Raw genomic sequence first — 11,751 nt, forward strand, 5'->3', positions numbered from 1 at the left:
CAGATCCCCAGGAGCACGGCGGCAGACGCCCTCGGCCGTTCGGCCGATCGGCGAGAACGAAAAGGGCGTAATGAAAGAAGAGGGCGTACATGAGAAGAGCCGGCTCGACACCAACGGTGTCGAGCCGGCCCTCCGGTGCTGCCGGGCTGGTCAGTCCGTGCCGGACTCCATCGCCGCGCGGTCCAGCCACGCGTCCTCCTCGGAGACCTCGCCGCGGGAGGCGATGGCCTCGGCGCCGCCCTCGGGCAGCTCCGGCATGGTGCCGATGAGGCCGGTCGCGGCCGCCTGCGAGGCGCCGATCGTGGGGCTGCCGGTGCCGATCAGGCCGATGCCGGCGTACTGCTCCAGCTTGGCACGCGAGTCGGCGATGTCGAGGTTGCGCATGGTGAGCTGGCCGATCCGGTCCACCGGGCCGAACGCCGAGTCCTCGGTGCGCTCCATGGACAGCTTGTCCGGGTGGTAGCTGAACGCCGGGCCGGTCGTGTCGAGGATCGAGTAGTCCTCACCGCGCCGCAGCCGCAGCGTCACCTCGCCGGTGACGGCCGCGCCCACCCAGCGCTGCAGCGACTCGCGGATCATCAGCGCCTGCGGGTCCAGCCAGCGGCCCTCGTACATCAGCCGGCCGAGCCGCCGTCCCTCGGCGTGGTACTGGGCGAGGGTGTCCTCGTTGTGGATCGCGTTGACCAGCCGCTCGTAGGCGGTGTACAGCAGGGCCATGCCGGGCGCCTCGTAGATGCCGCGGCTCTTGGCCTCGATGATCCGGTTCTCGATCTGGTCCGACATGCCCAGGCCGTGCCGGCCGCCGATGGCGTTGGCCTCCATGACCAGGTCGACGGGGGAGGCGAACTCCTTGCCGTTGATCGTCACCGGGCGGCCCTGGTCGAAGCCGATCGTCACGTCCTCGGTGGCGATCTCGACCTCGGGGTCCCAGAACCGGACGCCCATGATGGGCTCGACGGTCTCGACGCCGGTGTCCAGGTGCTCCAGGGTCTTGGCCTCGTGGGTGGCGCCCCAGATGTTGGCGTCGGTGGAGTACGCCTTCTCCGTCGAGTCCCGGTAGGGCAGCCCGTGGGCGAGCAGCCACTCCGACATCTCCTTGCGGCCGCCGAGCTCGGTCACGAAGTTCGCGTCCAGCCAGGGCTTGTAGATCCTGAGGTGCGGGTTGGCGAGCAGGCCGTAGCGGTAGAACCGCTCGATGTCGTTGCCCTTGAAGGTCGAGCCGTCGCCCCAGATCTGGACGTTGTCCTCGAGCATGGCCCGAACCAGGAGCGTGCCGGTGACGGCACGGCCGAGCGGCGTGGTGTTGAAGTACGCCCGCCCGCCCGAGCGGATGTGGAACGCGCCGCAGGTCAGCGCGGCCAGGCCCTCCTCGACCAGCGCGGCACGGCAGTCGACCAGACGCGCGATCTCGGCACCGTAGGTCTTGGCGCGGCCGGGCACCGACGCGATGTCGGGCTCGTCGTACTGGCCGATGTCGGCGGTGTAGGTGCACGGGACGGCACCCTTGTCGCGCATCCACGCGACCGCGACGGACGTGTCGAGACCGCCCGAGAAGGCGATGCCGACGCGCTCGCCGGCGGGCAGGGAGGTGAGGACCTTGGACATAGGAAGAGTATGTATCATCACGCATAATCATGCAAGTGGGGTGCATGGATTCCGGCCGGGGGGTCCAAGGATCGCCCCGCTCCGGCCGGAATCAGCCAGGAATCAGCTCAGAGAACGTCCTGCTCGGAGCCCCCGAGCGCCCCGAGAATCCGCTCGGCGGCCAAGGTCGGCGTCAGCTCGCCGTCCCTGACCCGCTGTTCGAGGGCGGGCGCCAGTGCCCGTACCGCCGGGTCGGCCTTCAGGCGCCCGAGGAGCTCGTCGCGGACCATGGTCCAGGTCCAGTCGACCTGCTGGTCACGGCGCTTGGCGGTGAGGCGGCCGGTCGAGTCCAGCAGGGTGCGGTGCTGCTCCAGGCGCTCCCACACGGTGTCCAGACCGGCCGATTCGCGGGCGCTGCAGCTCAGCACGGGCGGTGTCCAGGCCGCGTCCTTGCCGTGCATCAGGCGCAGCGCGCCCGCCAGCTCACGCGCGGCGGTCCGGGCGTCGCGCTCGTGCGGGCCGTCCGCCTTGTTGACGGCGATCACATCGGCCAGCTCCAGGACGCCCTTCTTGATGCCCTGGAGCTGATCGCCGGTGCGGGCGAGGGTGAGGAGCAGGAAGGAGTCGACCATGTTCGCGACCGCGGTCTCGGACTGGCCGACGCCGACCGTCTCCACCAGGATCACGTCGTAGCCGGCCGCCTCCATCACCACGATCGACTCGCGGGTGGCCTTGGCGACCCCGCCCAGCGTGCCCGCGGTGGGGGAGGGGCGGACGAACGCCGCCGGGTCCACGGCCAGGCGTTCCATCCGGGTCTTGTCGCCGAGGATCGAGCCGCCCGTGCGGGTGGAGGACGGGTCGACGGCCAGCACCGCCACCCGGTGCCCGAGCGAGGTCAGCTGCGTGCCGAACGCGTCGATGAACGTCGACTTGCCCACGCCCGGCACCCCGCTGACGCCGATCCGCCGGGCCCGCCCGCTGTGCGGCAGCAGCTCGGTCAGCAGCTCCTGGGCCAGCGCCCGGTGCTGGGGCCGGGTCGACTCGACGAGTGTGATGGCGCGGGCGACGATCGCCCGCTTCCCGTCGAGTACGCCCTTCACATAGGCGTCGACATCGATCACAGCTCGTGCCCGAGGTCGGTAGCCAGCCCCTTCACCAGGTCGTACGCCGCGTCCGGGATCACCGTCCCCGGCGGGAAGACGGCCGCCGCGCCCATCTCCAGCAGCGTGGGCACGTCCTGCGGCGGGATCACCCCGCCGACCACGATCATGATGTCCTCGCGTCCCTCCTCGGCGAGCGCCTCGCGCAGCGCCGGCACGAGGGTGAGGTGACCGGCCGCCAGTGACGAGACCCCGACGATGTGCACATCGGCCTCGACGGCCTGCCGGGCCACCTCGGCGGGGGTCTGGAACAGCGGGCCGACGTCCACGTCGAAGCCGAGGTCGGCGAACGCGGTCGCGATCACCTTCTGGCCGCGGTCGTGGCCGTCCTGGCCCATCTTGGCGACCAGGATGCGCGGACGGCGGCCCTCGGCCTCCTCGAAGTCGGACACGAGGGTGCGGGTGCGGTCCACGGACGGCGACTCTCCGGCTTCGTTGCGGTACACGCCGGTGATGGTACGGATCTGGCTCGCGTGCCGCCCGTACACCTTCTCCAGGGCGTCGGAGATCTCCCCCACGGTGGCCTTGGCACGGGCCGCGTTCACCGCCAGCTCCAGCAGGTTGCCCTCGCCTCCCGCGGCACGGGTCAGCGCGTCCAGCGCGTCCCGGCAGGCGCTCTCGTCCCGCTCCTCGCGCAGCCGCCGCAGCTTCTCGACCTGCTGGGCCCGCACCGAGGAGTTGTCGACCTTGAGCACCTCGATCTGCTCGTCGCTGTCGACCCGGTACTTGTTGACGCCGATGACCGGCTGGCGACCGGAGTCGATCCGGGCCTGGGTGCGGGCCGCGGCCTCCTCGATGCGCAGCTTGGGAATGCCCGCGTCGATGGCCTTGGCCATGCCGCCCGCGGCCTCGACCTCCTGGATGTGCTGCCAGGCGCGACGCGCGAGGTCGTACGTCAGCTTCTCCACGTACGCGCTGCCGCCCCACGGGTCGATGACCCGGGTCGTGCCGGACTCCTGCTGGAGCAGCAACTGCGTGTTGCGGGCGATGCGCGCCGAGAAGTCGGTGGGCAGTGCGAGGGCCTCGTCGAGGGCGTTGGTGTGCAGTGACTGCGTGTGCCCCTGGGTCGCCGCCATGGCCTCGACGCAGGTGCGGGTGACGTTGTTGAACACGTCCTGCGCGGTCAGCGACCAGCCCGAGGTCTGCGAATGGGTGCGCAGGGAAAGGGACTTGGCGTTCTGCGGATCGAACTGCTTCACCAGCTTCGCCCACAGCAGGCGCGCCGCGCGCAGCTTGGCGACCTCCATGAAGAAGTTCATGCCGATCGCCCAGAAGAACGACAGCCGGGGCGCGAACGCGTCCACGTCCAGGCCCGCTTCACGGCCCGCCCTGATGTACTCCACGCCGTCCGCGAGCGTGTACGCCAGCTCCAGGTCGGCCGTCGCGCCCGCCTCCTGGATGTGGTAGCCGGAGATGGAGATGGAGTTGTAGCGCGGCATCCGCTGCGAGGTGAAGGCGAAGATGTCGGAGATGATCCGCATCGACGGCTTCGGCGGATAGATGTAGGTGTTGCGGACCATGAACTCCTTGAGGATGTCGTTCTGGATGGTCCCGGCCAGCTTCTCGGGCGGTACGCCCTGTTCCTCGGCGGCCACGATGTAGAGCGCCAGCACCGGCAGCACGGCGCCGTTCATCGTCATCGACACGGTCATCTTGTCCAGCGGGATGCCGTCGAACAGCTGGCGCATGTCGTAGATCGAGTCGATCGCCACACCCGCCATGCCGACGTCACCGGTCACACGCGGGTGGTCGCTGTCGTACCCCCGGTGCGTGGGCAGATCGAAGGCAACTGACAGGCCCTTCTGCCCGGCCGCGAGGTTGCGCCGGTAGAAGGCGTTCGACTCCTGGGCCGTGGAGAAACCGGCGTACTGGCGGATCGTCCAGGGCTGGTTGACGTACATCGTCGGGTACGGGCCGCGCAGATACGGCGCCTGCCCCGGGCGCGTGTCCAGGAAGTCCAGGCCCTCCAAGTCGCGGCCGGTGTACAGCGGCTTGACTGCGATGCCCTCCGGGGTCTCCCACAGCAGGTCGTCCCCGCCGGACGCGTTCTTGACCGCCGTACGCCACTCGTCGGGCCCGCCGTCGGCGGCCGGGGTGCCCAGTTCGATCCCGGTGAAGTCGGGGATTCCCATCAGGACACTCCCATGCGGTCGAGGGTGGCGGACAGCACGGCGACGGCGTCACAGCCCGCGAAGACGTACGAGTCGACACCGGGGTGGTTCCCCGGGCGCCCGGCGAGGCACACCTGCGCGGCGCCCGCGGCCTTGAGCTGCCCGGCCACCGCCTCGGCCCGCTCCTCGTACAGGGCGTCACTGGAGCACAGCACGGCCTCGCTCGCGCCGCTCTCCTCGAAGGTGCCCTCCGCGACGGGCTCGATGCCGCCCGCCTGGAAGAGGTTCGAGGCGAAGGTCAGGCGTGCGGTGTGGGCCGCGGCCGGGCCGATCGCGGCCAGGAAGATCCGGGGCCGGGAGCCGGTCGCCGCCAGGTGGGCGTCGGAGCGGGCGCGCAGCGCCTCGTACGCCTCGTCGCGGCGCACCCGCGGCAGCCCGCCGGAGCGCGGCGCGGGAGCCGGCTCGCGCACGACCGGCTTCTCGGCGAGGTGGGGGAACTCGCTGACGCCGGTGATGGGTTCGCGCCGCTTGGCGAGCTTGCCGGTGCGGGCCGCCCAGGTGCCGGCGAGGTCCCGGCCGAGGTCGCCCGAGCGCAGGGCGGCCGCCTGGCCGCCGAGTCGTTCGATCCGCCGGAAGAACTCCCAGCCCGCCTGGGCGAGTTCGTCGGTGAGGCGTTCCACGTACCAGGAGCCGCCCGCCGGGTCGATCACCCGGGACAGGTGGGACTCCTCGATGAGGATCGTGGAGGTGTTGCGGGCGATACGGCGGGCGAACGCGTCCGGCAGGCCGAGCGCGTGGTCGAAGGGCAGCACGGTGACCGAGTCGGCCCCGCCCGCCCCCGCGGCCAGCGTCGCGATGGTCGTGCGCAGCATGTTCACCCACGGGTCGCGGCGCGTCATCATCACCGGTGAGGTGACGACATGCTGGAGCTGCGCCCCCGCGCGCGGGGCCCCGCAGGCCTCGGCGACCCTCGCCCAGAGCCGGCGCGCGGCCCGCAGCTTGGCGATCGTCAGGAACTGGTCGGCGGTCGCCGCGTACCGGAACTCCATTTGCGCGCAGGCCTGCTCGACGCTCAGCCCCGCCTCGGTCAGGTCCCGGAGATACGCCACCGCCGTGGCCAGCGAGCAGCCCAGCTCCTGGGCGGCCGAACCGCCGGCCTCGTGGTACGGCAGCGCGTCCACGGTCAGGGCCCGCAGCCCCGGGTACTCTCCGGCGCACAGCCGCGCGAGATCCGCCACCGGCGCGATGCCGTAGCTCTGTCCGGTACGGGCCTCGTGGCCGAGCGGGTCCGCGCCCAGGTTGCCGCGCGCCCCGTCCCGGGCGACGCTCCGCTCCTCGTACAGGCGCAGCAGTTCCCGTGCGGCGGGCTCGGTCTCGCGTCCCGCGTCGAGGACGACGGGTGCCAGGTCGAGATAGACGCCGTCGAGGACCTTGCCGAGGGACGGCACCGGAACGCCGTCCTCGCCCACGGTCAGCCAGAGGGAGGTGACACCGTTCTCCAGGTCCGCGAGCACCGTGGCGTTGTCGGCCACCGCGTGCCGCTGCCGTACGTCCCAGCCGCCGACCGTGTTCCCCTCGGCACGGCCGCCCCGCACAAAGGGCGCGAACCCGGGGAGACCAGGCTCGGGCGCGGCGTCACGGGCGGTGTAGAGGGGCCGGGTGCGCAACCCGTCCTCCAGGGCGGTGGACAGGGCTTCCTCGGCCTCGGCTCCCTCGACGTCCTTGCCCGACTTGCGCAGCACACCCGCCACTAGGCGCTGCCACTGCTCATGGGGCACATCAGGGAACTCGCCGGCCAGCTCAAGCCCGTCGTCAGGCAGGACCGTCATGCTCGGATGTTAGGCCACGTTAACGAAAGAGCAGCAGTGGGCACGGCTGTGACCTTGCCCTCTCCCTGACTGTGGCCTCGGTCTCCATGACCCGGCCGGGCGTTCACGCCGGCTTCGTGACCTGCTCCCCGGACCCGCGCAGCGCCTGGTACACGGACCACACCACGGCCACCAGCGGTACGGCCACCACGGCGCCGATCACTCCCGCCGCCACCGCTCCGCCGACGACCGCCAGGGCCACCACCACCGGGTGCAGCCGGACGGCCCAGCTCATCACGATGGGGTGCAGGAGGTGGCCCTCGATCTGTCCGATGATCACGATCAGGGCCACCACGACCAGGGCGATGAGCGGCCCCTTCGTCGCCAGCGCGACGACGGCCGCGACCGCCAGGGCGATCGGCGAGCCGATCAAGGGGATGAAGGCGGCCACGAACTCCAGCAGGGCCAGCGGCATGGCGAGCGGCACCCCGAGAGCGAACAGGGCGATGCCCACGAGGACCGCGTTGGTCGCCGCCACCAGCAGGATGCCGTGCGTGTAGCCCGTGAAGGTCCGCCAGGCCGCCCGGCCCGCGACCGTGACGTGCCGCCGTGCCCCGTCGGGGAGTTGCTCGCACAGCCACCGCCACTGGCGCTCGCCGGAGTGCGTGAAGAAGACCGCGCAGAACAGGGCCAGAGCCAGCACGGTCAGCACTTCCAGCAGCCGGCTCGCGCCGCTGAGCGCTGTACTGATGAGGGTGGAGCGATGGCTCGACAGAAGCTTGCCGATCCGGGACTGGAGGTCGGCGAAGGCGTCCTCGGGAAGCCGGAACGGCGGCTCCTCCAGCTGGCGCTCGATCCGGTCGATCCCCGCCACGAATTCCCGCTCCAGCCCGCGGCGCTGGTCCGCCACGGTCTCACCCACCAGGGCCAGCGCCCCGAGGACGAGGACGATGCCGCCGACGATCGCGACGGCGACCGCGAGCGGCCTGGGCATGAACCGGGCCAGGAGCCCGGCAGCGGGGCGGAGCACGGCGGCGATGACGAGACCGAGGAAGACGGCGACGGCGATCCGGTGGAACTGCCCCAGGACGGAGAAGGCGAAGCGGACGACGATACCGACGGCGATGATCCGCCAGGCGTACGCGGCCGCGGTCCGCAGCCAGTCCGGCACGCGCGGCTCCGCACCGCCCGGACGTCCGGACGGCGAGACGGGCGGTTCGACAGACGCGGCCATCTCATGCCCGTACCACCCACCGCCCGCCGGACCGCGGAGCCGACTCCGAATTCCCCCGAAGGCGGGTACCGGTCGCTGCGGCGTCGTGGGGTCACCATGGGGCAACCGGACAGGGACCAGCCGTACGACAAGGAGCGTCCACGCCATGGGTACCGCCGTCCACGTCCCCCAGACCCGGGACATGATCGGAGACGAGCTCTCCGGAGACGAGGCGTTCACCGCCCTGCGCCACTACGGGGGCTGCGGCTGCTGACCGACTCCTTCGCACGGTTCCGCTACGCGGACGGCTTCAGCAACGCGCGGGCCCTCGCCTTCCAGGTGGTGCTCGGACTGGTTCCGTGCACCGTGGCGCTCGTCGGGCTGGCCACCTCCGTGCACACCGAGGGCCTGGGCCGGATCATCGAGCTCACGCTCGGCCGGATCGTGCCGGGTGCCAGCGCCGAGATCGTCGAGGACGCCTTCGAGGGGACCCGGCGCACCGCCCACGGCGACGTCTGGAGCACGCTCGCCCTGTGGCTCGGCCTGGGATTCGCGTTGCTCAACCTCGCCTCGGCCATGGGCCAGATCGAGCGCGGCGCCAACCGTATCTACGGCATCGAGCGTGACCGTCCCTTCCCGCGCAAGTACGCGCGGGGGATCGTCCTCGCGCTCGCCGCCGGTCTGCCCCTGGTGCTGGGGTTCGTCGTACTCGTCGCCGGTGAGGCGGTGGGCGACGCGGTGGCGGACTCCGCCGGCTGGGAGGGCAGCGGGCCGCAGTGGTGGGGTGTGCTCGACATCCCCGTGGGGCTCGCGCTGGCCTGGGTGGCCTCCGCCGTGATCTTCCGCTGGTCGCCCCGCCGCGTCCAGCCCGGCTACACCTGGCTGGCCTTCGGCTCGGCCGTGCACCTCCTGCTGTGGGTGTCGGCCACCTGGCTGCTCGCGCTGTACGTCGAGGAGAGCGGTGCCTTCGGCGCCGTGTACGGGCCGCTCACCGCCTTCATCGCCCTGCTGCTGTGGGCCAACCTCACCGCCGTCGCGCTCTTCCTCGGCATCGCCTTCGCCGCCCAGCTGGAAGCGGCCCGCGCCGGCATCACCTCGGCCGTCCGGCCGGACCCCGGACCGGGCGCGTGACGGCACCGGGGCCGCCGCAGCGTCGTCAGCGGCTCGCCGCCGCGGTCACCGTCGAGGGATCCACACCGGTCAGTTCGACGATGCGGTGCGGTGCCACGCCGGCGGCGAGCGCGCGGGCGATCAGGCCGTCGCGGCCGTCCGCGCAGTCGCGGAAGGCGAGGAGCTCCTCCTCGACCCGGGCGAGCGACTGCGGTGCGTTCAGATGGCGGACCCGGCTCAGTTCCTCCTCGCCCAGCGGGACGGGCAGCCGTTCCGCTCCCTCGGGGATCGCCGCCGTCTCCTCCGGCGGCAGCAGGCGCAGCCGCGGGGAGGCCGGCGTGCTGCCCTGCGCGTCCAGCCACGCGCGTACCGCGGGAGTCTCCATGCAGGCGAGATCGCCGACGGCGGCGGGCGCCACGCCGAGGGACGCGGACGGGTCGTCAAGCAGGAACAGGTAGGCGTCGTCGGTCATCCTCGGCTCCTTCTCGACGGGGGCTGGTCGACTCCCTTTACCCCGCCGCGCCCGGATTACCACCGGTTCACCCGTGCGCGGTCATCGCGGCCAGAACCTGTCCGCAAGCCCCGCTACGGTGCCCTCATGGCGAACACCCAGCGGAGCGTCCTCGGGACCCGTGCCCTCAACCGCGCCACCCTCGACCGGCAACTGCTGCTGCGCCCCGCCCGGATGTCCGCCGTCGCGGCCGTCGAGCATCTGGTCGGTCTCCAGGCGCAGAACGTCAAGCCCCCGTACTACGCGCTCGCCGCCCGCCTCGACGGTTTCGGCCCTGAGGCGCTGTCGAGGCCGATGGCCGACCGCGAGGTCGTGCGTATCGTCACGATGCGCTCCACCATCCACACCCACACCGCGGACGACTGCCTCACCCTGAGGCCGCTGGTGCAGCCCGCCCGGGACCGGGAGCTGGTCACCTTCCGCAAGGGACTCGCCGGTGTCGACCTGGACCGGCTCGCCCGTCTCGCCCGGGACCTCGTCGAGACCGAGCCCCGCACGATGAGGCAGTTGCGCGAGGCCCTGCTCCAGGAGTGGCCCGACGCCGATCCGCAGGCCCTGGCGGTCGCCGCCCGGTGCCGTCTGCCGCTGGTGCAGGTGACCCCGCGCGGCCTGTGGGGCCGTAGCGGGCAGGTCAGTCTCACCACCGCCGAGCACTGGCTCGGCCGCCCGTCCGAACCCGCCCCCACCCCCGACGCGGTCGTCCTGCGCTACCTCGCCGCCTTCGGCCCGGCCTCGGTGAAGGACATGCAGACCTGGGCCGGACTGACCCGCCTGCGGGACGCCTTCGAACGGCTCCGCCCCCGGCTCGTCACCTTCCAGGACGAGGGCGGTGTCGAGCTGTTCGACCTCCCGGACGCACCCCGCCCCGACCCGGACACCCCGGCCCCGCCGCGCTTCCTGCCCGAGTTCGACAACCTGCTGCTCTCCCACGCCGACCGCACCCGCGTCGTCCCGCCGCAGCACCGGGGCCGCTCCTGGCAGGGCAACATCGCCTACCCCACCCTCCTCGTCGACGGCTTCCTCGCGGGCCTGTGGCGACTGGAGGACCACGCCCTCGTCATCGAGCCCTTCGACCGGCTCGCCAGGGACTCGCGGGACGAGGTCACCGCCGAGGGCGAGCGGATGCTGCGCGTGATGCACCCGGAGTCGTCGTACGACATCCGCTTCGGCACCGTACGGAAATGACGCACCGCACATGGAGAGGGGGCGTTGCGGGCCGCTCGTGGAGGCCCGCAACGCCCCCTGGTCTTTCACCTGAGGGGTACTCAGGAGCTGTTTCTGGTTACGAGTTGACCTGCGTCGTGACCAGGTTCGAGAAGGTGGTCAGCCGGGTGTAGACACCCGGGTAACCGGCCTGGGCACAGCCTTCGCCCCAGGAAGTGATGCCTGCCAGGACGCCCCCGATGAGCAGGGGGCCGCCGCTGTCGCCCTGGCAGGTGTCCACGCCGCCGGTGGTCTTTCCGGCGCACACCATGTCGCTCTGCACGAAGTCGGAGCCGTAGGAACTCGCACAACTGGAGTCGGACACGGTCGGAACGGTCGCGGTGCGCAGCTGGTTGGAGGAGCTGCCGTTCGAGGAAGTGGTGCCCCAGCCGAGGATGCGGGCGGTGGCGCCGGCCGCGTACACCGAGGTCTGGGAGGAGGAGACGTACTTCGCCGTGGTGTACGGCATCGACGTCGACAGCGTCAGCACGGCCACGTCGTCGCCGTTGGTGGCGTCGGTGTAGCTCGGATGGATCCATATCTTGCTGACCTTGCTCACCGTGCCGTTGGTGCCGTTGAGGTAGGTACGGCCACCGACCACCCGCACGCTGCTGGTGGTCTCACCGACCATGCAGTGCGCGGCGGTGACGACCTTGGTGGGCGAGACCAGCGTGCCGCCGCAGAACTGGTTCTGCGAGGCGTCCGTGATCTGCATGACGAACGGGTACGCGGTCGTCGTGGTCGTGCTGCCGCCGACGATCGGCTGGGGCGCGGCGACGGCGGCGGGAGCGGTGAGCAGCGCGGTCGCGGCGGCGGCAGCGGTCGCCGCGGCGAGGGCGGCGGCCTTCTTGGCACGGTTGAACCCGAACATGGGTCTCCTCGGGGAGTTGCCGGTGGGGGGTCGCGCGGGTGGTCGTGAAGCACGGGGACCCTGACGCCGTTGTTCGGATCTCCGTGTGCCCGGCGAGCGGCACGCCCCCAAGCTAGAGCCCGGCACAGGCGGCTCCCAATGAGGGAACCCCCTAAGGGAGTTGGGCAGGGAAAACCCTCG

At 71.6% G+C, this 11,751-nt stretch carries 8 protein-coding genes and 1 pseudogene; 2 read left to right on the plus strand and 7 right to left on the minus strand.

What is annotated here, in order from left to right; all coding sequences use genetic code 11:
- Positions 1–150: 150 nt before the first annotated feature.
- The 5 genes from argG to ACQEV8_RS35255 all read right to left on the minus strand — a co-directional run bounded on the left by argG (position 151) and on the right by ACQEV8_RS35255 (position 7,897).
- Positions 151–1,605: an argininosuccinate synthase gene (gene argG, locus ACQEV8_RS35235; protein ID WP_432968631.1), complete on the minus strand. Its 1,455-nt coding sequence runs from the start codon at positions 1,603–1,605 to the stop codon at positions 151–153.
- A gap of 107 nt (positions 1,606–1,712) precedes the next feature.
- Complete coding sequence (gene meaB / locus ACQEV8_RS35240; protein ID WP_432968634.1) at positions 1,713–2,705, minus strand: methylmalonyl Co-A mutase-associated GTPase MeaB; 993 nt, start codon at positions 2,703–2,705, stop codon at positions 1,713–1,715.
- Entirely contained in the window at positions 2,702–4,876 is a 2,175-nt protein-coding gene (scpA, locus tag ACQEV8_RS35245; RefSeq protein ID WP_432968637.1) for a methylmalonyl-CoA mutase, read from the minus strand. The genes meaB and scpA overlap by 4 nt, the downstream gene beginning before the upstream one ends.
- Positions 4,876–6,684: a methylmalonyl-CoA mutase family protein gene (locus tag ACQEV8_RS35250; RefSeq protein WP_432968640.1), complete on the minus strand. Its 1,809-nt coding sequence runs from the start codon at positions 6,682–6,684 to the stop codon at positions 4,876–4,878. The genes scpA and ACQEV8_RS35250 overlap by 1 nt, the downstream gene beginning before the upstream one ends.
- A gap of 103 nt (positions 6,685–6,787) precedes the next feature.
- The gene (locus tag ACQEV8_RS35255) at positions 6,788–7,897 is read right to left on the minus strand and encodes an AI-2E family transporter (RefSeq protein WP_432968643.1); all 1,110 of its coding nucleotides are present in this window, start codon (positions 7,895–7,897) and stop codon (positions 6,788–6,790) included.
- A 145-nt stretch (positions 7,898–8,042) separates the two neighbouring features.
- On the opposite strand from ACQEV8_RS35255, the pseudogene ACQEV8_RS35260 reads away from it, so the two are divergent.
- Positions 8,043–9,007, plus strand: a pseudogene (locus ACQEV8_RS35260) (YihY/virulence factor BrkB family protein).
- 25 nt (positions 9,008–9,032) lie between these two features.
- On the opposite strand, the gene ACQEV8_RS35265 reads toward ACQEV8_RS35260, so the two are convergent.
- Positions 9,033–9,458, minus strand: coding sequence for a DUF6003 family protein (locus tag ACQEV8_RS35265; RefSeq protein ID WP_432968646.1), 426 nt, complete (start codon positions 9,456–9,458; stop codon positions 9,033–9,035).
- Positions 9,459–9,584: 126 nt separating this feature from the next.
- On the opposite strand from ACQEV8_RS35265, the gene ACQEV8_RS35270 reads away from it, so the two are divergent.
- A complete protein-coding gene (locus tag ACQEV8_RS35270) occupies positions 9,585–10,682 on the plus strand; it encodes a winged helix DNA-binding domain-containing protein (RefSeq protein ID WP_432968649.1) in 1,098 nt (365 codons plus the stop codon).
- 97 nt (positions 10,683–10,779) lie between these two features.
- Here the strand turns inward: ACQEV8_RS35270 and ACQEV8_RS35275 are convergent, their stop codons facing one another.
- Complete coding sequence (locus ACQEV8_RS35275; protein ID WP_432968652.1) at positions 10,780–11,571, minus strand: S1 family peptidase; 792 nt, start codon at positions 11,569–11,571, stop codon at positions 10,780–10,782.
- Between the last annotated feature and the right edge of the window lie 180 nt (positions 11,572–11,751).

Origin of the sequence: Streptomyces sp. CA-179760, assembly GCF_050937045.1 — a bacterium.
GTDB lineage: Bacteria > Actinomycetota > Actinomycetes > Streptomycetales > Streptomycetaceae > Streptomyces.